This window comes from Gottfriedia sp. S16(2024) (genome assembly GCF_050473765.1).
In the GTDB taxonomy this organism is placed as follows: domain Bacteria; phylum Bacillota; class Bacilli; order Bacillales; family Bacillaceae_G; genus Gottfriedia.
In genome coordinates this window covers 3,853,633-3,877,583 of sequence record NZ_JBFLUO010000001.1, presented here as the reverse complement: position 1 = coordinate 3,877,583, position 23,951 = coordinate 3,853,633, and the positions used below count along the sequence as shown (strand labels likewise).

Sequence of the window (23,951 nt, the reverse complement as noted above, 5' to 3'; positions counted from 1 at the left end):
TTTTTAGCTTATATTATACCTATAGGGGTATATGGTATATTTTTTTGTTTAATTTAATACCCCTATGGGTATATAAATATTTTTGGAGGTAATCAAATGTCAGCAAAGAAAAGAACAACAATTGTATTATTCAGTGGAGATTACGATAAAGCAATGGCAGCTTATATTATTGCAAATGGAGCAGCTGCTTATGACCATGAGGTAACGATTTTCCATACCTTTTGGGGATTAAATGCTTTGCGAAAGGATGAAAATATTGCAGTAGAAAAAGGATTTATGGAAAAATTGTTCAGTAAAATGATGCCAAAAGGTGCAGATAAAATGGGACTTTCTAAAATGCATTTTTCTGGAATCGGTCCAAAGCTAATAAAAAATGTAATGAAAAAACATAATGCCCTATCTCTTCCTCAGCTAATTGAAATGGCACAAGAACAAGATGTAAAGCTTGTAGCTTGTACGATGACAATGGATTTGTTAGGGCTACAACAAAAAGAACTATTAGATCATATTGAGTATGCAGGTGTAGCAGCTTATTTGGCTGATGCAGAAGAAGGAAATGTCAATTTATTTATTTAAAAAGGGGGAGTTAGATGGAATATTTAAAATATATCATCCCAAGTCTTCTAATTGTATTGATCGTTAGAAGTTTTCTATCGGTAAAAGGAGTTAGACAAATTTCTACAACTGAGTTAAGAAAAGAATTAAATGATAAAAATAAACAATTTATCGATGTACGAACACCTGCTGAGTATCGTGCGAAAAGTATTCGTGGATTTAAAAACATACCCCTGCATGTATTAGATGAAAAACTAAATCAACTTTCAAAAGAAAAAGAAGTTGTATTGATCTGTCAAAGTGGTATGAGAAGTAGTAAGGCAAGTAAAAAGCTTAAGAAACAAGGATTTAATCAAGTTACAAATGTAAAAGGCGGCATGAGTCTTTGGAAATAAAAGATTTCATTATAATTTTATTAAATTGAGGAGATTAAACGATGAATATTAGAGTGAATATGTTATTAGATGCAAAGGGATTGGCATGTCCTATGCCAATCGTTAAGACAAAGAAAGCGATGAAAGAGCTTGAGGAAGGTTTAGTGTTAGAAATTCAGGCAACGGATAAAGGATCAAAGGCTGATTTAAAAGCATGGGCGGAAAGTGCAGGACATCAATATCTAGGTACAATTGAAGAAGGAGAAGTTCTAAAACATTATTTAAGAAAGTTATCAAGTACTGAAACAATTGAAAAAAAGCATCCAATTGTTGTAACGAATGAAGAATTAGATAAGAGATTAAAAAGTAATGAAAACATGATCATTTTAGATGTAAGAGAAACAGCGGAATATGCTTTTAATCATATTCATAATGCTATTTCAATTCCATTAGGTGAATTAGAGGAAAGATTACATGAATTAAAGAAAGAAACTGAAATTTATGTTATTTGTCGAACTGGAAGTAGGAGTGATCTAGCAGCACAAAAGTTAACAGAAAATGGTTTTTCAAATGTATCGAATGTATTACCAGGTATGAGTCAGTGGACTGGTGAGACAAATTCAATCACAAACTAATTATTATTTAGACAATGAAGATTTGTTATATTTTTTTAAATTAAAATATACCGTAGGGGGTAATGAAGTGACTGTAAATACAATGACAGCAAAAGAAGTAACGAAAAAAGTTTTTAATAAGGAAGAACTATTTATTCTTGATGTGCGAAATGAAACAGATTTTCATGACTGGAAAATTGAAGGAGAGAATTTTGACCATTTAAATGTACCATATTTTGATTTACTAGATGGTGTTGAAGAAATTTTGAATAAAATTCCTTCTAATAAAAATGTTTTAGTTGTATGCGCAAAAGAAGGTTCATCAATTATGGTTGCAGATATGCTATCAGATGCAGGTTTAACTGTTTCATATTTAAAAGGTGGCATGAAAGAGTGGAGTGAGTATTTAGAGCCTGTAAAAATTGGGAACTTAAATGATGGTGGTGAAATATATCAGTTTGTTCGAATCGGTAAAGGATGTCTTTCTTATATGGTTGTCTCAAATGGAGAGGCAGCTATTATTGACTCAACAAGAATGGCTGATGTTTATCTAAATTTTGCTGAAAACAAAGGTGTAAAAATTACACATGTATTTGATACTCATCTACATGCGGATCACATCTCAGGTGGACGTGTTATTGCAGAAAAAACGAATGCAACATATTGGTTACCGCCAAAAGATGCAACAGAAGTTACATTCGAATACTCACCATTAGAAGGTGGTAACAATGTGATGATAGGTAATACATCAATTAACATCCATGCAATCTACTCACCAGGTCATACTATTGGGTCAACTTCATTTGTAGTAGATGAAAAGTTCTTATTATCTGGAGATATTTTATTCATTGATTCAATTGGACGCCCTGATTTAGCTGGTATGGCTGAAGATTGGGTTGGTGATTTAAGAGAAAGCTTATATACACGTTATAGAGAATTATCAGAGGAATTAATTGTACTTCCTGCTCACTTTATGATTATTGATGAGCTAAATGACGATGGAAGTATTTCAGAAAAATTAGGTAATTTGTTTGCAAAAAATCACGGTTTAAACATTGCAGATGAAAATGAATTTAGAAAAATTGTAACTGAAAACTTACCACCACAACCAAATGCATATCAAGAAATTCGTGAAACGAATATGGGGAAAATTACTCCAGATGTTGAGAAACAACGTGAAATGGAAATTGGACCAAATCGTTGCGCAGTTCGATAATAATATTTTTTAGGAGGATATAGAAAATGAAAATTACAAAAGTATTAGATGCAAAAGGCTTAGCATGTCCTATGCCAATCGTAAAAACAAAAAAGGCGATTAATGTAATTGAATCTGGTGAGGTAATAGAAATTCATGCTACGGATAAAGGAGCGAAAAATGATCTTTCAGCATGGGCAAAATCTGGAGGTCATGAGTTGCTTAAATATGAAGAAGATAATGATATTTTTAAATTTTGGATTAAAAAGTTTTAATTAAAATAATGAAAAAGGCGCAGAGATAAAGGCGCCTTTATTCTTTATTAAGGGAGGTTAAAAAATGGAGTGGACTTTTGTTCTTTTATTATTACTCATTGGCTTTATCGGATCTTTCATTTCGGGGATGGTTGGAATTGGAGGAGCCATAATAAACTTCCCTATGCTATTATATGTTCCGTCAATATTAGGTTTTTCACCCTTTACAGCGCATCAAGTATCAGGAATTGTTGCTATTCAAGTTTTTTTTGCTACGATTGGTGGCGTTTTAAGTTATCGTAAAAGTGGATATCTAAATAAAACAATTATTTTATATATGGGAATTAGTGTATTAGTCGGAAGTTTTATAGGAGGATTTGGATCAAACCTACTTTCTGAAGAAGGGATTAATTTAGTTTATGGTTTTCTAGCATTGATTGCTGTTGTATTGATGTTTGTACCAAAAAAGGAAATTAACATAAATATTGAAAAAGATCTTACTTTTAATAAATGGATTGCAGCTTCACTAGCATTCATTGTTGGAGGAAGTGCTGGTGTTGTTGGTGCTGGAGGAGCATTCTTATTAGTTCCAATTATGTTGACCATATTAAAAATTCCAACTCGTGTAACAATCGCATCATCACTTGCGATTACGTTAATTTCATCAATAGGAGTAACGATTGGTAAGGTCACAACAGGTCAGGTAGATATAATCCCAACGATTATAGTTGTGATTGCAAGTATTGTTGCTTCTCCTCTTGGAGCAAAAATTGGAAAAAAACTGAATGTAAAAATGTTGCAACTAATTCTTGCTATATTAATTGGGATAACAGCTTTAAAGATTTGGATTACTATTTTAGCAACATGGATTTAAATGAAAATACAAAAGGAAGATCTTCTAAATTTTAGAAGATCTTTATCATTTTATTCCATAAATGCATTAGACAATTTTTTGAAGAAACCTCCTAAATAAATATTGAATGGAGTTCTATATGATTAAATGAACAGCCATCTATTAATGAGCAAGGTCAAAAATAAATAATTTTTTGGAATAAGTGATTCTCTCCTCCTAAAAATTGCAATAATCACTGGAATATTTTTTCGGGAAATTTAATTTATTTTTCATATTATTTTCATAATTATTGTTTACACTTTATCAAACTCACTAAAAGTAATCGTAAAGGGAATACACAACTTTTTTAAATGGGAGGATTTCACATGATTAACGAAGTAACTTCTCATCTTCATCCTATTCTTGTTCATTTCCCAATTGCATTTATTACTTTAGCAGTTTTAAAAGATTTTTGGAGTGCATTTTTCAAGAAAGTTAACTTTCAAGCAGATCATGGTATGTGGCTTTGGATTTTTGCAGCACTTAGCTTTCTGTTTCCACTGGGCCAGAAGAGATGGCTAAAGGGAATACTACTTTCTTGCATATACACGATCAATTAGCAATACTTACAAGTTGGTTTGTGACAATTGTCGCAGCATTTCGGATTTATTCTACTTATTTCAAGAAAAAAGAACTATTTAATAAGCTTAAGTTTTTATATTTAATCTTTTCACTGGCTTCACTTATTCTAGTATTAACAGTAGGATATTATGGTGGGAAAATGGTTTATACTGATGGTATCAATGTTAAAGTTCATAATAAATTAGTAAATCCTCCTAAATAATATTACCTCTTAATTTTTAACGTGGTACAAAATGAATAAGAAAAACAATTGTTAATCGATTAAAATTGGTGGTAGGTATGATCAGGAACTAGTGCAAAGGCGACCTACTACTGCACCAGTTATGCTGGTTGAATATTTAAATGATGACTTTATAATATATGAGCCTAAATTGGCTCTTTTTTATTTGAACTCTATTCAATAATCGTATCAAAAAAATAAATAGCTCATTCTTGATCAATTGGAGAAGCAATCTGATCTTTGTAGGTATCGATATAAATATTTCCATTTGCTGCCAGCACAGCATATACTACTTCTTTCGTTTGAAGATTACGTTTTTTTAGCTCTTCTTGTACCCTTAATTCTGATAGATTATTTTCTCTTAAATTTTTTGAGATAATTTCCCCATCCATAATTAACTCAATAGGTAATTTACTTTCCTGTATTGTCGGTATATTTAAATCTTGTTTTGTTACGTTTCGGTATTGAGGTTTTTGTAAAAAAGATACTCTACCATTTGTTTCAACTACTACATAGAGAACTTCTTCTATGTTAAAAATTCCTTTTTCCCTTAGTTGTTGATTTAAATAGTCCAGAGAATAGCGCATTTTTCTCATATTGGCCTCTAATATTTTTCCATCTTCAACTATGACAGTTGGATTCCCTGCAAGTAAATTTCTCCCTATTCTACTTTTTAAGGAAATATAACTAACGAGTAAAATGACTATAACCAAAATTAAAAAAGCTAATACTGCATGGTGGATTTTTATATTTAAATTGAAAGCTAAATTAGCAATAATGCTTCCTATTGAAATAGCTCCAATAAAATCAAAGGTATTCATCTCAGCAATGATTTGTTTTCCTAATAGTTTAGCACCGATGAACAATATCAAGAACGCTAGCATTGTTCTTGTAATAATTTCAAAATGTTCAGGCATGGGCAATTTCTCCTTTTACCATTAACCTTAATTTATTTTTAGTTATTATTAACAATAAAGTATTTATGTAATCTCGTAATTAAAGAGGATTAAATTGCTAAATAAATTGAGTTGCATAGCAAATTAGTTTGTTCAATTTAGAAGTTAAATTTAATAAAGACAATTTGCTACTTATTTAAATAAATAGCATTTATTAAAATCTTCCCAACTTGTATACAAATTTTCTGCAATTTAATAAAAAAAGTAGATAATTTTCATTAAGTTTTCACCTTTAAGGTGTAGTTTTTAATAGAAACAAAATTTAAATTGGTACCAATTTATAAAAAAGGAACTTTGAATATAAGAAAAGAGTAATCTAAATTTATCTTATTGAGCTAATAAAAACGAAACTCTCTGAAAAGAAATGTGTTCAAAAAAACTCTAAAATTTTTGATTATATATGCTAAACAATTAAAAGAATTTTAAGATTTACTTATTATAATACAAGGGATAATAAGAACTGGAGGAATATAAATGGGCAAAATGAGTAAAAAATGGGTCACTATCTGTTCAACTGCCATTGGAGCGGTTTATGCTACTGGCTATTTTACAACTGATATTCAAGATTCGAATGCAGTATCGCCAAAAACTGAACAGGTCAATGTTACTTTAAATAAAAATAATATTGTAAAAAAAAGTTTTTATAAAAATGGAACTTTTTATGGGATGGGGTCTAATCGTCGCGGATCGATTCAAATTGCCTTAAAGATAAATGAAGATAAAATTAAAGATGTAGAGATAAGTAATTATGGTATGCATTATTCTGAGGATGACATAGTGAATTTACCAAATGAAGTAGTAAATGTTCAAAGTTCACAAGTTCGGAACGTATCAGGAGCGACATATAGTACACAGGCCTTTAAAGATGCTATTCAAGATGCTCTATTAAAGGCAAGGAACATATAATGAAGAAAATCATAAGAAAAACGAAATTATTCATGGATACAGTTGTTGATATTAAGGTAGTCACGTCAAAATCGTATGATGAAACGGAAGCTTCAATTAATCGTGCATTTGGTTTTTTCCGAGAAGTTGAAAAGACATGTAGCCGATTTAGTTTGGAAAGTGAATTAATGAAGGCGTGTAAACAAACTAATACACCAGTAACTGTTAGTCCATTATTATTTGAACCATTAAAATTCGCGTTAGAGGTGGCTAAATGGACAAATGGAATATTTGATCCAACGGTTGGCCAAATAATGGAAAATGCTGGTTTCAATCAACATTATTTAACAGAAGAGTTCCTACAAAATAATACATCTGAAATAGTTACTTACTCTGATATTTTCTTAAATGAAGAAGATAAAACATTGTTATTAAAAAAGCCATTAGTGATTGATTTAGGTGCAGTTGCCAAAGGTTTTGCCATTGATCTTGCTGTAAATGAATTGAGACAATTTGAAGGATTCATTGTTAATGCAGGTGGGGATCTTTATGCAGGTGGATTAGATAATTTAGGGGATAAATGGAAAATAGGAATTCAACACCCACAAAATAAAGAAGAAATCATTCACACAATAGAAATATCTAATATGGCTATTTGTACTTCTGGAAGTTATGAACGTAAAAGTGATTTAAACCCAGGAATTCATCATATTATTAATCCAAAAAATAAAAAATCACCAACTGAGTTGATAAGTTGTAGCATCATCGCACCGTATGCAATGATGGCGGACGCATTTTCAACTACATGTTTTTTAATGGGTAGAAAAAAGGGACTAGCTCTATTAGAAGAAGTTGGATTAGAGAGCATTTTAATTTCATCCGATTTACAAATTTATCATAAAGGAGTTGATAATATTGACTATTAAAAATTGGATGAAATCACCAAAAGGATATGTGATTCTGTCCTTAATAAGTTTACTTTTAATTGCTACAATTGATTATCAAACTAGTAATGGAACAATTAACTGTTTGATTGCCGTTTTTGTGGCAACAATCACAGATATATTATGTATGTTAATTTTAAAAAGGAAAAATATTAAGCCATACGGAGCAGTTATAACTGGAATTATTGTCGCGATGATTTTAAGTACATCCACATCATGGTATGTGATTGTTTTCACTACAATCATTTCAATTTTATCAAAATATTTAATTGTTTTTAAAAAGAAACAAATATTTAATCCAGCAGTTTTTGGTCTATTAATATCTATCATTCTTTTTCATACTGAACAAAGTTGGTGGGGAGCATTTGGAGATCTTCAAGGTTGGACAAATATATTTTTATTAATCGCTGGGTATGTAGTTGTAAGTCGTGTAAATAAATTTCCAATGGTATTTTCATTTTTAGGAACCTATTTTATTCTTTTATTACTGACTGAATTTTTTAATATTGGAGATGCATCAGATGCTTTTCGTAGTCCATTTATAAATGCTTCTCTTTTCTTTGCATTTTTTATGCTCACTGATCCTCCTACATCACCAGCCAAAGACAAACAACAAGTTATTTTCGGTTTTATTTGTGCACTAATAGGAGTGACAATTTATACTTTATTTGGAGGTTTAACCTATTTATTTACAGGCTTGATGGTCGGCAATTTATTTAATTTATTGAAATCAAAACCTTCAATTCAAAAAGTCAAACAAAGGAATCAATCCTTTCATAATGTATGATTTTAGTAAAAAATGATATTTGTTAGTTTTCTCATTGCAAAAAAAAAAATATCAGGGGATGTCAACCGAATCTTTTTTTGAAATCGTCCTCAATATGCATATGATTGGCCAATAACGGGTGATATCCGAACAGGGAGCGCTATTTCTACACAAAACGCGATAAATATATATCAGAAAAATGAAAGCCAAGTTAACTATGATCAAGAGGCGTCAGCACCAGCGTTTCGTTATATAGATAAAAAAGGAACACAGCATGAAGTATGGTTTGAAGACCCTCGAAGTTTAATTGCAAAATTTCATTTAGCAAAAGAATTTAAATTAGCTGGATTGGGGTGCTGGCATATCGGGATCACGATGCCACAAACAGAAGAAATATTATTAAATGAATTTTGGATACAATAAAATTTTTATTAAATTGAAGATAAGAGAAGAACTTTTCGTTCAAAAACAGTAAAAAGCTTTTAGATAGTAGTAATGGAGAGTTATGGAGAACGCTAAAACGGCAAATTGAAATTTAGAAAATACTAATTTAATAAAATTCTACACCAAAGCAAAAAAGGCACAGATTTTTTTCTGAGCCTTTTTAGGATTTACGCCAATTCACTGAACTTGTTAGAATTACATTTTCAAAAAGCATTAAATCGCAAATGTTTCTTTTGATTTAAGAAGATAACGTTCGATAAATTCAGCTAATCCATCATTTTCATGATGTCCTGTTACAAAGTCAGATGCTGCTTTAACTTCTTCGCTAGCGTTCCCCATAGCGACACCTGTACCAACTTGACGAAGCATTTCAATATCATTTGGTCCGTCTCCTATAGCTACAACTTCATTTGGATTAATTCGATATGCATGAAGTATTTTTTTGATAGCAGACCATTTTGAAACATTAGGAGCAACCATTTCAAAACCGTCATTCCAATCTATGACTTCAGCTTCCTTTTTAAACAAAGCAGATAATTCAGTATTTTGTGTACCAGTTCGAACACTATATTTAAGAACATCATTATAATTAGTCTGTCTTAAGTCACCAATGTATCGTGGTGAAATTTGCCCAACCTTTGTCCAATAATCAATTTCTTCATTAGTTTCCTTACAGTAAAGTCCATTAGCTGTATGGATAATAACATTCCAAGAGTTTTCAGCAGTTAGATGATGAAGTAATCCTTCGTTCACTCTGACTGTTTCCATTTGCATCATTCTTCCTGTTTCTCCATCATGAATGGCGGCACCGTTCAAACAGATCATCGGAGTTTGGAATCCAATTTCTTTATGGTAGGGAGCGGTTACTTCATAATGTCGACCAGTTGCTAGAAAAACCATAACCCCTTGATCAATGAGCTTATTAAGAGCTTCCATATTTCGACGTGAAATGTAGTTTGAGACTGTAAGGAGTGTACCATCCATATCAATAAATACTGCACGTATATTCATTTATTCTGCCCCCTCATTTGAAGTTAATCCCATCATATCACCTGAATATTAAAACCTAGTAAACTCAGTGTATAGATTTCTTGAAGAATGATGAGTAGTTGGGAAAAGAAAGGAATAACTGTAATTGTGATTACAGTTATAAAAAAAGTAATCAATAAATTGAAAAACAATTCTTTGCAATTCAATCTGATTTACTAGAGGGAATTTATATAAATAATTGTATTTATTCAAAAATCTATGGAATTTATGGTTTAAAGCATAGGAAGGATGTCTTAGAGAATTTATTAAAATATAAATTGAATACTTTTATTGTATATAAATTGGTAAGAACGCAAAAATAAAGTAAGAGAACAGATGGAAATTCTAGGCAGAATATATTTTAAATATATTTGGCAATGCCTCACTCTTATAGAGAACTCAAAGTAAAATCAAAATAATACAATCTATTGGGTGGTCTAAATGCGTTTAAAATCTAATGAACAAAAGTCCGAGAAAGAAACGAAGTCAATAACGTCCATCTTTCAACAGGCTGCTAAATCGAGTGATTTCTACCAATTTTCATTTTCTGAAGAGCAGGATATAACCATTAGTTACTTTAAAAGTATGGTAGATGCGGATAAAATAAATAACCTTTTACTTCCGGCATTACAAGAGCATATTAAGAAAATTAGTACAATTAATGATGTGAAGAAGTCCATTCCTTTTGAAGATGTTCAATTTACAAATGACCCACTAGATATCGAAAAAAGATTAATAAAAGGATACGTTATTCTTGAATTCAAGTATTTCAAGCGCTTTTTGACGATAAGTGTAGAAAATACAAATCTTGGTTATCGCGAGAATAATGATACAGAAAATGAATTTAGTGTTATTGGTCCAAAAGTTGGATTTGTTGAAAACCTAAGTACTAATCTTCATTTACTTCGAAAACAAATAGCAGTACCTGAGTTAGTTTTTGAGGAAATCAAAATAGGTTCAATGTCTAAAACTGAAGTAGTTATTGCATATTTGGATGGAATTACGAATCCAGAATATGTTCAAACTGTTCGTCAACGTTTAGAAGATATCGACTTCGATGTTATTTTTGATAATTCTCAAATTGATCAAATTATTTCAGATAACTCAAATACGCCTTTTCCAATTTTTTTATCTACTGAACGGACTGATCGGGTTGTATATGCAATGGTTAATGGGCAAGTTGCTATACTTTCGAATGGATCGCCTTATATTATTACTGGACCAACTACTATATTAGATTTTTTCATTTCTCCTGAAGATTATTATCTAAATTGGGTACTTGGATCGTTTTTTCGAATCATTCGCATTATAAGTGTAATTTTCTCATTGTTTGCTACACCAATATATGTAGCAATACTAACATTTCATTATGAAGTTTTACCTGATGATTTATTGCAACCCCTTATTAGTTCAAGAGCTCATGTTCCATTTCCCCCGATATGGGAAGCCATTTTTTTGGAAACTACAATTGAATTGTTAAGAGAAGCGGGAGCGCGCTTACCTACAAAAATTGGACAAACACTAGGTATTGTAGGCGGTATTGTAATCGGACAGGCATCTGTCCAAGCAGCACTAACAAGCAATATTTTACTTATCATAGTATCACTGTCTGCACTTGCTTCTTTCACAACACCTATTTTTAAAATGTCAAATGCAATTCGACTTTTGCGGTTTCCACTAATTTTGCTTTCAGCATTTATAGGCGGTTTTGGAATAATAATAGGATTTGTTCTTCTATTAGGGCATTTATTAAAACTCAAATCATTGGGAAATCCATATATGGTTCCTTTGTATCCTTTTAGAATAAAAAGCTTTAGCGATAGTTTTATTCGTTCATCCTATCAGTTTACAACGACTCGAAGTAGATTTTTAAGACCACTTTCACTAAAAAGATATAATCCTAATCAAGTTAAGGATGATCGTAATAATGAAGATGAATAGTATAAATCGAAAAAATATATGCTCTTTTTGTGCTTTTTTTCTATTATCCTTGTTCCTATCAGGTTGCTCTTTACCTCGACAAAAAATTATTGATGAAGTGCAAATTCTATCAGTATACGGTTTTGATAAGGTTGATAATCATTTTGTTGGAACCGCACTTTATTCTGATTTTACCGATGTATCAAACAAAGGGAGCTCTATCCTACAGGGGAGTGGTAAGAAATCCTTATTAATTAAACAAGCTTTAAATGAACAATCCCCAAAACCAATAGAAATTGGAAAGTTAAACCTTCTAATTTTTGGAAAAGAACTAGCTGAAAATGGAGTATCGTATTTTGTTAAGGCGGTTTGTAGGGATCCATTGATTGGAAGCAATGCACTATTGGCTGTTTCAGAAGAACCAGCAGGAGATTTGTTAATAAAAAACAAAGAGAAAGACAGCAACTATATCTATAAATTAATTGAACAAAATTTTAAGAACCAATTTGTACCGCTTCCAACTTTTCATAGTTTTTTATTTGATTACTATGGAGAAGGTAGAGATGCTTCAATACCATATATTAAGATAAATCAAAACAAGAATATTGAAGTAAGCGGGCTAGCTGTATTTAAGAAAGATAAACTTGCTCTTATCTTAAATCCAAAAGAAAGCTTACTATATAAAATATTAAGAGGAAGAGTAATTAGAGGACAAACAGAATTTAATATAAAGAAGGGGCAAAAAATTGATTCTGCAATATTAACGATTTTAAATGGGGAAGAAAAAAAATTAATTAAAACTAAAAAAGGAAAAACAAAAGTGACATTTGATATTACTCTAAATGGGATGGTAAAAGATTATCCAGTTTGGCTAGATTTAATTAAAAGAAAAAATAATCTATTTTTAAACAAGCAATTGGAAAACCAGATGAAAAAAGATTTTGAAAAACTGTTAATAACCTTTCAAAAAAATCAAGTCGATCCTATAGGTATTGGTGATTTAGTAAGAGCACATTCAAAAAAATGGAACGAAAAAGAATTTTATGAAAACGTGTATCCAGCTATTGAATATGATGTGAATGTAAAAGTAGTACTATTTCAATCTGGGATTGGTGAGTAAAAAGTGAAGGAGATCGTCTATGAGTAAACAATTAAAAGAAAGTCTGACTGTATCTCCCTTTTTTTTATTATTTCTTATTCATAGTACTCAAACAGGTGTTGGCTTGCTGAATTTTCAAAGTAATATCGTAAAAGGAGCCGGACAAGATGCATGGGTTTCGATTTTAGTAGTTGGTATCTCCTTACATATCATTATTTGGTTAATGTATTACTTGTTAAAGAAATCTAATAATGGAGATATTATGTCATTGCACCAACAATTATTTGGGAAATGGATAGGAAATTTACTAAATATATTTTTTTATCTTTACATGCTTTTAGTCATAACTACGATCATTAGATCCTATATAGCAGTTATTATTACTTGGGTTTTTCCATATTTTCCAATTTGGCTCTTATCACTTATTATGCTTTTTGTTATCACATATTTGGTCGTTGGGGGATTTAGAGTCATTACAGGAATCTGTTTTTGGGGAGTAATCATTCCTTCTATGTTATTGTTAACATTTTACTTTCCAATGAAATATGCTTATTGGACGAATTTATTACCAGTTTTTAATCATAGTATAGGTGACTATTATGTTTCAGCAAAGAATTGTATTCTGATGTACTCTGGACCAGAATTTTTGCTTATTTACTTTCCATTTATTAAAAATAATCAAAAATCTCAAAAATGGGCACATATTTCTCAAGCGTATACAATCATTTTATACTTATTTATTACATTCGTTTCATTTGCTTATTTTAGTCATGGACAACTTAGACATATAACTTGGCCAACCCTTATGATGTCAAAAATTATTCGATATCCTTTTATAGAAAGATTTGAATATGTATATATATTTTTATGGCTCTTAGTAATACTTCCTCCTTGCTGTATGGCATTGTGGGGATCGTACCGAATTTTAAAAGAATCGTTTAAATTTAAAACTAAAAAGTCGTTATGGTTCTCAATCATTTTTGTTCATCTCATGGTGATCAGTGTCAAAAGTAAATTGGATGTGGAGAAAATAGGGACTTTCATGACATATGTCACTTCTAGTTTTCTTTATTTTTACATACCAATATTGTTTTTGATTGTTCTCATTTTTCAAGTCTTTAAAAAAGCTGATCAAATAAAATAGCAGAGCTAATTCATATGTGAATTGCTCTGCTATTTTATTTGCTTTTAAATATGTTTTTTAGATTTTAGAGATCAATTTGCAATATAGAAAGAATTAATGATTCGGTTTTAAATGTTAGTGTTTTGTTACCAATGTGATATTGAGTAAGAAAGCATTAAGTTATACCTTTACATGAGTACATAAATTTTTTATAGACGACTTTGATTTAATTTGATTAATGTGAAAAAGGGTGAATTGTAATGTTTTATTTATTATTAGTTGTTGGAACTATATTAGGGTGCATTCTATTTATTCTACCTGTGTATGTATGCGCAATAATTCTTTTTGTGGTTTCATTGGGTTCTTTTGTTGCAATTTATATTGAATTAACTATTTTAGAGAAAAAAGTAAGAGCCAATTTATTATAAGCTATATAATTAATAGAAAAATAAATGTTTTTAGTTAATGATTTTAACTAAAAAGGAAATATAATTATTTGCAAAAAAGAGTGTAGAATTTCTAAAAAATTCTACACTCTTTTTCATTTACATATCATCTAGATCAAACATATATCCATATCGAGGAACAGAAACAATCTTATGACCGTATTTACCTAATTTCTTACGTAATCTATATAATAGGGTATTAATTTCTTCCCGTCCGACATCAGGCTGCTCAATATCTTTAGTAATTCGTTCCGGCCAAACATTTATTTTAATTTCGCTATAGCTAACTGCGCTATTGGCTCTTTGATATAACAACAAAAATAATTCTGTATCTTTACTAGTTAGATGGATTCTTACACCATCAATTAAAATTTCTCTCTTAACTACATTCACAGTTAGACCATTGAGATCGTTTATGTATTTATCTAAAACCAATGGCATATCAAGTGTGTCTCCGAGATTCTGCTCTGATAGATTATGAAAAATAAGTACAGCGGCACCACTTGCAAGACTTATACAATCGCCATCACGAAGGAAAAATGGTTTATTTTTTTCTATTAAAATATGATTTACTTGTGTTCCATGTTTACTCATGAGATCAACGATGGTGTAATTTCCTTCTTTATCGAAGCTAATTAAAGCATGTTTTCTTGAAATATATTGACTTGTAAAAGGAATATCTGGGAAATCATCCCCCCACGTACGTCCTAGCAATGTTTCATTAAAGGTAATAGGAAATCTATTCTGATTTGTGGCTATTTCTCCTTGTTTTATAGAAAGATACACGTTTTGAATACTCATGAAGTTACTCCTTTGAAAACTAATCTAGTTAAACCAAAAACGAGTATATCATATGCAACTAATTTGTAAAGATAATTGATTATTTATTGTGTCTTCTAATAAGGGAAAAAGCAGGAACTAGATTAGTAACTTTAAAAAAATAAAGAGTAATTCAAATTCATTACTAAATAAACATTAAATTAATCTGTTAGAGTTTTGTTATCAATTTGTTATTGAGTCAAAAATAAAGAAATTATACTATTGTAAGAGTAAATAATTTGTAGAGATTCATAAGTACGGAATAATTGTACTTGTTTATAGCATATAGAAAAAATAGAGATTTTTTTGTAGAGAGTTAGTGGGATTTTCTAGGCTTAGAATAGACTTTTTTCAAATAACTACAGTTAATGGTGTTGAAGTGGTGAAACTTTTTTACAACATTTCAAGAGCAAAGATTATATTTTAATTAAATCGTTTATTTGTTACATAAAATTTATAATTTAGAAACATTTATTTGCTATGATTTGATATAGGTCAATAATGACTTATACATCATATTGAATTTAGAGGTGAAAATATGAAAAGCAATATTAAAAAATTATCAATGATTGCAATTAGTAGTTTCATATTATTAACTGGTTGTATAGAAGCAAAGGCTCAGAAAAATGAAAGTGTTTCAAAAACTGACCCAATCCTTGTTGAACTAAATAAACTAACGCTTAAAGAAAAAATTGGGCAAATGATTATCGCAGGTTTTGATGGAACAACATCAAGTAATGCAGATACTCTTTTAAAAAATTATAAATTAGGCGGCGTAATACTCTTTGGAACAAATATAAAAAGTCCAAGTCAATTAGTAAATTTAACAAATGACATAAAAACATACAATAAAAATAACAAGGTACCTTTGTTTATCTCTGTTGATCAAGAAGGCGGTAGAGTAAATAGAATGCCATCAGCGGTTTTAAATACACCTTCTGCCAGAGCAATTGGAAATAAAAATAATATGCAATACGCTTATAATATAGGTAATATGATTTCAAAAGAGCTATCATCCTTTGGATTCAATACTGATTTTTCGCCAGTATTCGATATACAAAGTAATCCTAAAAATACGGTAATTGGAGATCGTTCATTTGGTACAAATGCAAGTATCGTTTCAAATATTGGTGTGGGAATGATGGATGGAATTCATAAAGGAAACACAATTCCTGTTATTAAACATTTTCCAGGTCATGGAGATACTTCAGTAGATTCTCATTTAGAACTTCCTATAGTGAATAAAGACCTATCGAGTTTAAAAAAATTTGAGTTAGTTCCATTTAATAATGCAATTAAAAATCATGCGGATATGATGATGGTAGCTCATATATTAGTAAAAAAAGTAGATTCTAAGTATCCAGCTTCTATGTCAAAAGCGGTGATAACTGACCTGTTGCGAAAACAATATGGCTATAATGGAGTTGTCATAACTGATGATATGTCAATGGGAGCTATAGCTAAACACTATAACTTAAGTAATGCAGCAGTTACCTCTATTAATGCCGGAAGTAATATTATTTTGATAGGACATGGAAATGAAAATGTTAAAACCATTTACAATAGCATATACACAGCCGTTCAAAATCACAAAATATCAGAAGACACAATAAATAAAAGTGTTTATAAGATACTTTCTTTAAAACAAAAATATAAACTTAACAATAATAAAGTTCAACCTGTAAATGTTACAAATTTAAATCAACAAATTAAGAAAGCTGTTACTTATAACAATGTAACTAGTAATAAACAGTACTTACTTTTAAAAAATATCTCAACAAAAGCAAATGAAGGAAAAATAATCAATGCAGAATTTAATGTATTGAATTCGACAATTGACTCTATAAAGGGAAAATGGGGTAAAGAAGACAGTAGTGTATATGTGGCCGCTGCTAAAGGAACATATAACACATACTCAGTGAGAAACGTAGTAGTTGGCTATCAAAAAAGCCATTTAATATTTGAATTACGCTCTTTTGATCCTCAATTAAAATCTTTAACTATTAATAATATAAAAAATTATTTTGGAACTCCTAGCTCAGAAGTTACTACCTCAAATAATGAAAAAATAGTAACTTATTCAATTGGATCAAATAAGCTTAAACTTGTTTTTCCTTTAAAGAATAAAAATTTAATTTTAGACCATTATTCAATTTATAATCCAAACAATATTAAAAACTAATTAAAGCGACAATTTATCAACTAAATATTACTTCTAAAATGTAAAGAGCTAATCGACAAGTATTCGATTAGCTCTTTTTTGTTAATTAAGGGATACTAACAATTACTGCTTACTATTTTTATTTAGCGTCTCAATATTTTTATTTCTTTCTCCGCCATCAGAAAGATCTTCTGAAAATTCATGGTCGGCTTTTTTACCTAACATAAGCTCAGATGTACGAATTGTGCTAGATGGCAAATTATTATTTGCTGCGGCTTGTTCATTCCATTTAGTCATTAATATCACCTCTTGAGGTTAGTATTAGAATTTGTTCATTTATTTATTTATTTAAAAACATATAAAGTAATGAGTTTGCTAGAGGAAATTCGGGTTTTGAAGCAGCAGCGGAACATCCTTTCTCGTAGTTGAATTTAAACGAGTGAGGAGCGTCTCAATTAGTAGAATCAGCGGAATCATGTGGTGATTGTTGAGGATCATGTTTTTTAATAATGATTGTACATCTATTTGTTAGAATACTTTACCAGTTGTCTCATATCGTTTAATAGACGGACACGTGATGAATAATAGTGTCATATGGGAGAGAGGATGCAGGATGATGAAACGATTTGCAACGTATTATCCATCTGAAAAAAAATTATTAATCGAAGGTGATTTCAAACACATTCAGGAGGAAACGAAAAATCTACGTTCCAAAGAAATAGGAAAGAAAATGGTACTTGTCGGATTAGGAGTAGGTGTAGTCGGATTAATGATTCCAACGAGTAAACTTTTCCTGTATCCAGAACACATGATAATCGGGAAAGCTTATTATCATGCAATTGATTGGGTGCATCATTTTATTACGCAACATATTCACTACGTATCATCAACGAATTTCAGTTCGGGACACTATATTGCTTCGATTGATCCACACCCAACACCAAATAGTTCGTTTGCAAAAGACGGTCATTATATCTTTGAAAAAATCGATGGAAAAATGAAGAATCATTTCGAAGGTGTTAAGGATTTTCTGGAACGAAATAAATGAAGAAAAAACTCCTTGCCTTATTGAGGAGTTTTTATGATGGTCAATTCATATGTCTGATTATACTAGTTTATTTCTTCCACTAAAGCTTACATTTAGCAGAATAAAGTGTTAATTATTCAGGTTTTCTGCGATAAAATTTTTCGCCATAAAGTAAGCACTTACAGTAAATATCTGAGTTTTTATTTTAGTTGTGGTTAATTGATCAGCAAAACTATCAAAATCAAACAATTTAATTTTAATATCTTCCGTTTCATCTAAGTCTTGTTCATTTGCTTTAAATGCTTCCAATATCAGAAAGGTTTTTACTTTGTTATTTTGTGTTGCAGGATTGACCATAAATTCACCTAAAAAAAAGGGCTTTCTTAAAGAAGTGTAACCTGTCTCTTCCATAACTTCTCTAATTAATCCTTCCTCATGTGTTTCATTACTTTCCTTTTTGCCAGCAGGCACTTCCAAGAAAAAATCTTCACCTGCATAACGATATTGTTCAACTAATACAATCTTGTTTTCTTTTGTTATTACAACAGCATTTACCCAATCAGAATATTCATTGAAATAATAATCATCAATTACTATTCCATTAGGCAGTTCACAGCTATCTTTTCTGATATTTCCGAATGGACTTTTATGTAAATACTCTGAACTTAGAGTTTTCCATCTATACATCATAAACCTCCAAAATTTTTCTATATCTAAAGTTCTCTATTCTTGTTCAATAGGCATGTACCATTAGTTAAACAATCTTTGTTATTAATGTACTACAAAAAGTAATAATTTTCCTTTGCTATTATTCAATTTTTTAAAGCCACAAACTTTACGAATAGAACCTTTTTTAAGACGACTTAAAAATTTGTTACTTTAGTCGATCGAATATATATTTGTTTAATAAACCACACAATTATATAATTGTGTGAAAAAAGGCAGCGGAACGTTTTGTGGTTGGAAAAAGTGCTCCAGAGCGAGCTGTTAGGGTTTCTGTCTGTGCTCCAGAAACGATTGAAGAGCTCGAGCAGGGATTGATGATCCTAAAAAGTTTACTAAAAAATCTTTAATAATATTATTTACCATACACTTATAAAATTGTTTGCCACACAATTATAACGTTGTATGGTTTTTTTGTGCGTGTTAAGATGTTTGAAAACTATGAATCAATTACTATAAAAAAAGGGAGGGTTTTATTTTGAAAAATAGATTTTCTGATAGAACTCATTTAGTGAAATCTTCTGAGACACGTGAAATATTGAAAGTAACAGAAAGACCAGAAATCATCTCTTTTGCGGGAGGCCTACCAGCGCCAGAGTTATTTCCTGTGGAAGCTCTTAAGGATGCATGCAATACAGTATTGAATGAACAAGGTGCAGCTTCTCTTCAATATAGTACGACCGAAGGATACATTCCTTTAAGACATGCTATTTGTCAAAGGATGGAATTAATAGGAATAAACTCTAATATTGAAAATGTTCTTATCACATCAGGATCCCAACAAGCAATCGACCTCACTGGAAGATTATTCATCAATGAGGGAGACACTATTATTTGCGAAAGCCCAACCTATCTTGCGGCAATTAATGCATTTATGTCATACAATCCCAAATTTGTTGAAGTAGCTATGGATGATGAAGGAATGGTTATGGAGCAGCTAGAGAAAAAACTGCAAGAGAATCCAAACACGAAATTTATCTATACTATTCCAGATTTCCAAAATCCTACAGGGCGTACATTAAAGCTCGAAAGACGAAAGAGAATGATTGAGCTTGCTACTCAATACGATGTATTAATTGTAGAGGATAATCCATATGGAGCTATAAGATTTGCTGGAGACGCACTACCTCCTGTGAAACATTTTGACACAGAAGGTAGAGTTATTTATATAAGTACCTTTTCTAAGATTTTTACTCCAGGTCTGCGTCTTGGCTGGATTTGTGCAGACGAATCTTTCATTGAAAAGTACGTTGCTTTTAAGCAAACTGCCGATTTACATACTGATAGCTTTGCTCAAAGAATTACTGCTAAGTATTTGGAACTTTACAATATCGATGAACACATTAATAAAATAAAAGCTGTATATAAAGAAAGATGCACAACTATGTTATCTTGTATCAAAGAATTTTTCCCAAAAAATATAAACTATAGTTTGCCAGAAGGTGGATTATTTATTTGGATTGAGCTACCTGAGTTTGTTGAGTCCGGGGAATTATTCTCTAAATGTTTGGAAAATAATGTTGCTTTTGTTCCTGGTGCCCCATTTTTTCCAAATGGAACAAAGAAAAATACTTTACGTTTAAATTACTCAAATATGTCTAAAGAACAAATTCATAAAGGTATGAAGATTATGGGGGAAGTATTGCATAGTGAATTAGAAAAAGCATTTACTCTTTTATGATTCAGGTATACAACATAGATACGTTCAGATGGAGAACAAAATATGAACAATCCTGTAAGCATTGTAGGTGCGGGTTTAAGTGGCTTAATAATCTCTTCAAGAAATACATAATATCGAGTGAAAGGAGTACGATAATGGATTTATTCTTTGATCATCTTGTATGGTTCTTTAAGAAACCAGAGGAAGCAATTTTACCCTTAAAACAAAGAGGAATTCATGTTGTTAATGGAGGCCGACATGAGTCTTGGGGAACATATAATACCCTATCCTATTTCGGCTTAAGTTATATTGAATTTTTAGGAATTGAAAATTTATTAATAGCTGAAAAACATGATGAAAATCGATTGATTACGCAAATCGTTGAACAACTAGCAAAAGAAAGTCGGGAAGGTCCTGCGACAGTAGCGATTCGAACTAATCAAATTAAAGAACTAGCAGTAAAACTTAAAGCAGAAGGGCTGACAGTATATGGACCTCTTAGTGGGGAGAGAGTTCGTGCTGATGGTCAATTAATCAGGTGGTCATTGCTATTCCCTAAATACCCGGAAAAAAAGGTTATTTTACCATTTTTTATTGAATGGGAAAAATCAGATGAAGAAAGGTATTCGCAACTGGAAGACCAAGGACTTATAGGATCACATATAATAGGTGTACCAAAATTGGAAAGTGTAGGGATTGTGGTAAATAATTTGGTTGAGACATTAGAAATTTGGAAGAATTTATTTGGACTTAAACAAAGCGAGCAGTATATTGATACGCAAATCAATGCTCGGTGTGAAATATTAAAATTAAACGGAACTAATTTATTATTTTGTACACCAATGGGAGATGGTCCCGCTGCTACCATATTAAAAGAAAAAGGTGAGACTCCTTTTTTAGTTAACCTTACTGACACGAATCAGAGTCAATTTTTTGAAATGTTTGATGGCTATTGGAAGTTCCAATAATATAATCAAAGGTTAGCCCATTGCATATTTATTTTTGAATAAAGCGTCAAATATGGTGGTGCTAAATTTTATCAATGATCTTCCACGCATCCACCGTCAATGGAGTCCAAATGAAAACGAATTTTTGGACATAATTGAAACAAAATCGTGACGAAAATGTTTGCGATTCTCGCATTGCCAAACCTCGTCGTCTCTGTAATTTATTTCTTTCTATGACGTATTTCCTGCTCTTTGGAGATGGTGGACATGGAACGATAACAGTACGTGTATGAAATTTTCGGTACTTAAAAATAGAATTCGACTGACAGTTTAGTAAAATGAAAAACACCTTGTTCGAGTGGAGCAGGGTGTTTTTTGACATTTAGCAAGTGATCGAGAAGTTCAAAAAACATGATTTGGATTCTTTTGTGAAATTGTACACAAAGTGTACATATTTCTTTAGGCCTACCTGCTAGTTAATATAGTATATTTGTCCTATAAGAAAGCGCTTCACAAAAAGGAGGGGAAAAGCTAATACTGTTTTCGGTCAGTTTGAGCCCAAATTCGAGTGTTAATTTATAAAATCATTAGGAGGAGATAAAGAATGGTGAATATCATGTTAGTTTGTTCAGCAGGTATGTCAACGAGTTTACTGGTAAACAAAATGAAGGATCATGCAGCTAAGGAAGGAATCGAAGTAAATATCTGGGCAAATGCGGAAGCTGAAGCAAAATCCGTTTGGGAGAAAGCAGATATTATTCTTCTTGGACCACAAGTGAAATACCTTGAAGGAAAAATCAACGAAATGGTTCAACACAAAATTCCCGTATCAGTAATCGATATGATGTCTTATGGCACTATGAATGGAAAAAAAGTTTTAGAGGATGCACTTGCTCGATTAGGCTAATAGTTTCGTGTAAAAAGAAAAAACAAATGAGGGAGGATTCAATAAATGAATCGTTTCATTAAATGGATGGAAGAGCACTTTGTACCAATTGCCGCTAAAATTGGTGGACAGCGTCATTTAGTCGCAATCCGCGATGGATTCGTTGCATTAATGCCACTAGTCATGGCAGGATCATTAGCAGTCTTATTAAACAACGTTTTCTTTACACCAGCTTCATTGATGGCAGACTGGTTTAACTTAAAACCAGAAACAAGTGGATATCTGCAATTTACAACAAAATACCTTCAGCCTCTGATGGGAAATATTTGGTGGGGAACATTCGCCGTACTAGCACTAGTATTAGTATTTACAGTCGCTTATAGTTTAGCAAAATCGTACGAAGTGAACCCTTTATCAGCTGCCGTCGTTGCTGTAGCAGGTTTTCTGGCATTAACTCCCCAAGGAGTAACGGTTACTTTAGCAGATGGCAAAACGACACAAGGAACATGGGGGAACTTTGGTTGGCAATACTTTAACTTCGGAGCTTTATTAACAGCGATCATCGTCACATTAGTCATCACACAAATATTTATCTTTTTAATGAAGAAAAATCTAACAATTAAATTACCAGATAATGTACCACCAGCAGTTGGACGTGCATTCGCGGCAATCATCCCTGGTTTAGTAGCGATTCTCGTTGGTGCGCTTGTACCAGTTTTATTCTCAATCTTAAATGAAGCAAAAATCTTAGTTGAAACAAATCTATTTGACTTAATCACAAAATTCATCACTGATCCATTCATGCATTTATCACAAAATCCATTCTCAGCTATTATCTACGTCTTAATGATTCAAGTACTATGGTTCTTCGGTTTACATGGCGGTAACATGATGGGCGCGATTACAAACGCGATTTATCTGCCACAAGTTGCAGCCAATGCAAGCGGGGGACACAACGTCTTCACATCTGTTTTCTTTGATTCATTTGTTCACTTAGGCGGTGCAGGTGCGACATTATCGCTTGTTATCGCAATTTTTATCGCTTCTAAGCGTAAAGATTATCGAGAAATTTCGAAAATTGGTGGAGCGGCCTCACTTTTCCAAATTAACGAACCAATCATGTTTGGATTACCAGTCGTTTTAAGTCCGATTCTAATCATTCCATTCATGATCGTGCCAGTTGTCCTAACCCTTACAGCTTATGTAGCGACTGTATCAGGTTTCATTGGGTATACGAACGTTGTTGTACCTTGGGTAACACCAGTTGGTCTAAGTGCATTCTTATCAACATCCGGAGACATCAAAGCCGCTTTAGTGGCGATTGTCAACTTAGCGATTGCGGTTGTCATTTATTACCCATTCATTAAATTAGCAAACCGTCACGAAGCAAAATAAGTTTCATAACAAACTATAATAGAGAAAAGAAGAAA

25 protein-coding genes and 1 pseudogene are annotated in these 23,951 nt (G+C 31.5%); 21 read left to right on the top strand and 5 right to left on the bottom strand.

Annotated elements, in window-relative coordinates; translation table 11 throughout:
• Positions 1-96: 96 nt before the first annotated feature.
• From AB1282_RS18340 to AB1282_RS18305, 8 genes are all read left to right on the top strand, one after another.
• Positions 97-576 (top strand): DsrE/DsrF/DrsH-like family protein, encoded by a 480-nt coding sequence (locus tag AB1282_RS18340; RefSeq protein WP_056465681.1) that lies wholly within the window; start codon positions 97-99, stop codon positions 574-576.
• 14 nt (positions 577-590) lie between these two features.
• The gene (locus AB1282_RS18335) at positions 591-950 is read left to right on the top strand and encodes a rhodanese-like domain-containing protein (RefSeq protein WP_056465679.1); all 360 of its coding nucleotides are present in this window, start codon (positions 591-593) and stop codon (positions 948-950) included.
• A 41-nt stretch (positions 951-991) separates the two neighbouring features.
• Positions 992-1,564 carry a sulfurtransferase TusA family protein gene (locus AB1282_RS18330; RefSeq protein ID WP_429899728.1) on the top strand — a complete coding sequence of 191 codons (573 nt, stop codon included), beginning with the start codon at positions 992-994 and terminating at the stop codon, positions 1,562-1,564.
• A gap of 67 nt (positions 1,565-1,631) precedes the next feature.
• On the top strand, positions 1,632-2,759 hold the full coding sequence (locus AB1282_RS18325; RefSeq protein WP_390312132.1) for an MBL fold metallo-hydrolase: 1,128 nt from the start codon (positions 1,632-1,634) through the stop codon (positions 2,757-2,759).
• 26 nt (positions 2,760-2,785) lie between these two features.
• On the top strand, positions 2,786-3,013 hold the full coding sequence (locus AB1282_RS18320; RefSeq protein ID WP_429899727.1) for a sulfurtransferase TusA family protein: 228 nt from the start codon (positions 2,786-2,788) through the stop codon (positions 3,011-3,013).
• A gap of 64 nt (positions 3,014-3,077) precedes the next feature.
• Positions 3,078-3,866 (top strand): sulfite exporter TauE/SafE family protein, encoded by a 789-nt coding sequence (locus tag AB1282_RS18315; RefSeq protein ID WP_429899726.1) that lies wholly within the window; start codon positions 3,078-3,080, stop codon positions 3,864-3,866.
• 344 nt (positions 3,867-4,210) lie between these two features.
• Positions 4,211-4,444 carry a DUF2231 domain-containing protein gene (locus AB1282_RS18310; protein ID WP_429899725.1) on the top strand — a complete coding sequence of 78 codons (234 nt, stop codon included), beginning with the start codon at positions 4,211-4,213 and terminating at the stop codon, positions 4,442-4,444.
• A complete protein-coding gene (locus tag AB1282_RS18305) occupies positions 4,399-4,668 on the top strand; it encodes a hypothetical protein (RefSeq protein WP_429899724.1) in 270 nt (89 codons plus the stop codon). Before AB1282_RS18310 ends, AB1282_RS18305 begins: the two co-directional genes overlap by 46 nt.
• 224 nt (positions 4,669-4,892) lie before the next feature.
• On the opposite strand, the gene AB1282_RS18300 is transcribed toward AB1282_RS18305, so the two are convergent.
• Positions 4,893-5,603, bottom strand: a complete 711-nt coding sequence (locus AB1282_RS18300; protein ID WP_056465667.1) for a DUF421 domain-containing protein — start codon at positions 5,601-5,603, stop codon at positions 4,893-4,895.
• Positions 5,604-6,116: 513 nt separating this feature from the next.
• On the opposite strand from AB1282_RS18300, the gene AB1282_RS18295 reads away from it, so the two are divergent.
• The 3 genes from AB1282_RS18295 to AB1282_RS18285 are packed head-to-tail and all read left to right on the top strand — an operon-like array spanning position 6,117 to position 8,258.
• The gene (locus AB1282_RS18295) at positions 6,117-6,548 is read left to right on the top strand and encodes an FMN-binding protein (RefSeq protein WP_056465665.1); all 432 of its coding nucleotides are present in this window, start codon (positions 6,117-6,119) and stop codon (positions 6,546-6,548) included.
• A complete protein-coding gene (locus tag AB1282_RS18290) occupies positions 6,548-7,453 on the top strand; it encodes an FAD:protein FMN transferase (protein WP_286131538.1) in 906 nt (301 codons plus the stop codon). The genes AB1282_RS18295 and AB1282_RS18290 overlap by 1 nt, the downstream gene beginning before the upstream one ends.
• Positions 7,443-8,258, top strand: a complete 816-nt coding sequence (locus AB1282_RS18285) for an RnfABCDGE type electron transport complex subunit D (RefSeq protein WP_429899723.1) — start codon at positions 7,443-7,445, stop codon at positions 8,256-8,258. The genes AB1282_RS18290 and AB1282_RS18285 overlap by 11 nt, the downstream gene beginning before the upstream one ends.
• A gap of 636 nt (positions 8,259-8,894) precedes the next feature.
• Here AB1282_RS18285 and AB1282_RS18280 read toward each other — a convergent pair.
• Positions 8,895-9,692 carry an HAD family hydrolase gene (locus AB1282_RS18280; protein ID WP_429899722.1) on the bottom strand — a complete coding sequence of 266 codons (798 nt, stop codon included), beginning with the start codon at positions 9,690-9,692 and terminating at the stop codon, positions 8,895-8,897.
• Between the two features lie 459 nt (positions 9,693-10,151).
• Here AB1282_RS18280 and AB1282_RS18275 point away from each other — a divergent pair, with 459 nt between their 5' ends.
• Genes AB1282_RS18275 through AB1282_RS18265 form a run of 3 tightly spaced genes read left to right on the top strand, consistent with a single transcriptional unit; the run spans position 10,152 to position 13,873 of the window.
• Positions 10,152-11,651: a spore germination protein gene (locus AB1282_RS18275; RefSeq protein WP_056465659.1), complete on the top strand. Its 1,500-nt coding sequence runs from the start codon at positions 10,152-10,154 to the stop codon at positions 11,649-11,651.
• Positions 11,638-12,750 (top strand): Ger(x)C family spore germination protein, encoded by a 1,113-nt coding sequence (locus tag AB1282_RS18270; RefSeq protein ID WP_429899721.1) that lies wholly within the window; start codon positions 11,638-11,640, stop codon positions 12,748-12,750. Before AB1282_RS18275 ends, AB1282_RS18270 begins: the two co-directional genes overlap by 14 nt.
• 19 nt (positions 12,751-12,769) lie before the next feature.
• A complete protein-coding gene (locus tag AB1282_RS18265; RefSeq protein ID WP_429899720.1) occupies positions 12,770-13,873 on the top strand; it encodes a GerAB/ArcD/ProY family transporter in 1,104 nt (367 codons plus the stop codon).
• Positions 13,874-14,397: 524 nt separating this feature from the next.
• Here AB1282_RS18265 and AB1282_RS18260 read toward each other — a convergent pair.
• Positions 14,398-15,099, bottom strand: a complete 702-nt coding sequence (locus AB1282_RS18260; RefSeq protein ID WP_056465652.1) for an FHA domain-containing protein — start codon at positions 15,097-15,099, stop codon at positions 14,398-14,400.
• A 556-nt stretch (positions 15,100-15,655) separates the two neighbouring features.
• Between AB1282_RS18260 and nagZ the strand changes: the two genes are divergently transcribed.
• Positions 15,656-17,299 (top strand): beta-N-acetylhexosaminidase, encoded by a 1,644-nt coding sequence (gene nagZ, locus AB1282_RS18255; RefSeq protein ID WP_082459309.1) that lies wholly within the window; start codon positions 15,656-15,658, stop codon positions 17,297-17,299.
• A 102-nt stretch (positions 17,300-17,401) separates the two neighbouring features.
• On the opposite strand, the gene AB1282_RS18250 is transcribed toward nagZ, so the two are convergent.
• Positions 17,402-17,575, bottom strand: a complete 174-nt coding sequence (locus tag AB1282_RS18250; protein ID WP_172795381.1) for a hypothetical protein — start codon at positions 17,573-17,575, stop codon at positions 17,402-17,404.
• 316 nt (positions 17,576-17,891) lie between these two features.
• Between AB1282_RS18250 and AB1282_RS18245 the strand changes: the two genes are divergently transcribed.
• Complete coding sequence (locus tag AB1282_RS18245; protein WP_429899719.1) at positions 17,892-18,326, top strand: hypothetical protein; 435 nt, start codon at positions 17,892-17,894, stop codon at positions 18,324-18,326.
• Positions 18,327-18,434: 108 nt separating this feature from the next.
• Here the strand turns inward: AB1282_RS18245 and AB1282_RS18240 are convergent, their stop codons facing one another.
• The gene (locus AB1282_RS18240) at positions 18,435-18,992 is read right to left on the bottom strand and encodes an NUDIX hydrolase (RefSeq protein ID WP_429899718.1); all 558 of its coding nucleotides are present in this window, start codon (positions 18,990-18,992) and stop codon (positions 18,435-18,437) included.
• A gap of 254 nt (positions 18,993-19,246) precedes the next feature.
• Here AB1282_RS18240 and AB1282_RS18235 point away from each other — a divergent pair.
• The 5 genes and pseudogenes from AB1282_RS18235 to AB1282_RS18215 all read left to right on the top strand — a co-directional run.
• A pseudogene (locus tag AB1282_RS18235) lies at positions 19,247-19,378 on the top strand (hypothetical protein); the annotation flags it as partial.
• A 125-nt stretch (positions 19,379-19,503) separates the two neighbouring features.
• Positions 19,504-20,709: a PLP-dependent aminotransferase family protein gene (locus AB1282_RS18230; RefSeq protein ID WP_429901177.1), complete on the top strand. Its 1,206-nt coding sequence runs from the start codon at positions 19,504-19,506 to the stop codon at positions 20,707-20,709.
• Positions 20,710-20,843: 134 nt separating this feature from the next.
• Positions 20,844-21,656, top strand: a complete 813-nt coding sequence (locus tag AB1282_RS18225) for a VOC family protein (protein WP_429899717.1) — start codon at positions 20,844-20,846, stop codon at positions 21,654-21,656.
• A gap of 583 nt (positions 21,657-22,239) precedes the next feature.
• Complete coding sequence (locus AB1282_RS18220) at positions 22,240-22,542, top strand: PTS sugar transporter subunit IIB (protein WP_390312005.1); 303 nt, start codon at positions 22,240-22,242, stop codon at positions 22,540-22,542.
• Positions 22,543-22,587: 45 nt separating this feature from the next.
• Positions 22,588-23,916: a PTS sugar transporter subunit IIC gene (locus tag AB1282_RS18215; protein WP_429899716.1), complete on the top strand. Its 1,329-nt coding sequence runs from the start codon at positions 22,588-22,590 to the stop codon at positions 23,914-23,916.
• Positions 23,917-23,951: the final 35 nt, after the last annotated feature.

Excerpts from the sequence above, each read along its gene's own strand:
- AB1282_RS18340 (WP_056465681.1), top strand. The coding sequence starts at position 97 with ATGTCAGCAAAGAAAAGAACAACAATTGTATTATTCAGTGGAGATTAC.
- AB1282_RS18335 (WP_056465679.1), top strand. The coding sequence starts at position 591 with ATGGAATATTTAAAATATATCATCCCAAGTCTTCTAATTGTATTGATC.
- AB1282_RS18330 (WP_429899728.1), top strand. The coding sequence starts at position 992 with ATGAATATTAGAGTGAATATGTTATTAGATGCAAAGGGATTGGCATGT.
- AB1282_RS18320 (WP_429899727.1), top strand. The coding sequence starts at position 2,786 with ATGAAAATTACAAAAGTATTAGATGCAAAAGGCTTAGCATGTCCTATG.
- AB1282_RS18315 (WP_429899726.1), top strand. The coding sequence starts at position 3,078 with ATGGAGTGGACTTTTGTTCTTTTATTATTACTCATTGGCTTTATCGGA.
- AB1282_RS18310 (WP_429899725.1), top strand. The coding sequence starts at position 4,211 with ATGATTAACGAAGTAACTTCTCATCTTCATCCTATTCTTGTTCATTTC.
- AB1282_RS18305 (WP_429899724.1), top strand. The coding sequence starts at position 4,399 with ATGGCTAAAGGGAATACTACTTTCTTGCATATACACGATCAATTAGCA.
- AB1282_RS18300 (WP_056465667.1), bottom strand. The coding sequence starts at position 5,603 with ATGCCTGAACATTTTGAAATTATTACAAGAACAATGCTAGCGTTCTTG.
- AB1282_RS18295 (WP_056465665.1), top strand. The coding sequence starts at position 6,117 with ATGGGCAAAATGAGTAAAAAATGGGTCACTATCTGTTCAACTGCCATT.
- AB1282_RS18290 (WP_286131538.1), top strand. The coding sequence starts at position 6,548 with ATGAAGAAAATCATAAGAAAAACGAAATTATTCATGGATACAGTTGTT.
- AB1282_RS18280 (WP_429899722.1), bottom strand. The coding sequence starts at position 9,692 with ATGAATATACGTGCAGTATTTATTGATATGGATGGTACACTCCTTACA.
- AB1282_RS18275 (WP_056465659.1), top strand. The coding sequence starts at position 10,152 with ATGCGTTTAAAATCTAATGAACAAAAGTCCGAGAAAGAAACGAAGTCA.
- AB1282_RS18270 (WP_429899721.1), top strand. The coding sequence starts at position 11,638 with ATGAAGATGAATAGTATAAATCGAAAAAATATATGCTCTTTTTGTGCT.
- AB1282_RS18265 (WP_429899720.1), top strand. The coding sequence starts at position 12,770 with ATGAGTAAACAATTAAAAGAAAGTCTGACTGTATCTCCCTTTTTTTTA.
- AB1282_RS18260 (WP_056465652.1), bottom strand. The coding sequence starts at position 15,099 with ATGAGTATTCAAAACGTGTATCTTTCTATAAAACAAGGAGAAATAGCC.
- nagZ (WP_082459309.1), top strand. The coding sequence starts at position 15,656 with ATGAAAAGCAATATTAAAAAATTATCAATGATTGCAATTAGTAGTTTC.
- AB1282_RS18250 (WP_172795381.1), bottom strand. The coding sequence starts at position 17,575 with ATGACTAAATGGAATGAACAAGCCGCAGCAAATAATAATTTGCCATCT.
- AB1282_RS18245 (WP_429899719.1), top strand. The coding sequence starts at position 17,892 with ATGATGAAACGATTTGCAACGTATTATCCATCTGAAAAAAAATTATTA.
- AB1282_RS18240 (WP_429899718.1), bottom strand. The coding sequence starts at position 18,992 with ATGTATAGATGGAAAACTCTAAGTTCAGAGTATTTACATAAAAGTCCA.
- AB1282_RS18225 (WP_429899717.1), top strand. The coding sequence starts at position 20,844 with ATGGATTTATTCTTTGATCATCTTGTATGGTTCTTTAAGAAACCAGAG.
- AB1282_RS18220 (WP_390312005.1), top strand. The coding sequence starts at position 22,240 with ATGGTGAATATCATGTTAGTTTGTTCAGCAGGTATGTCAACGAGTTTA.
- AB1282_RS18215 (WP_429899716.1), top strand. The coding sequence starts at position 22,588 with ATGAATCGTTTCATTAAATGGATGGAAGAGCACTTTGTACCAATTGCC.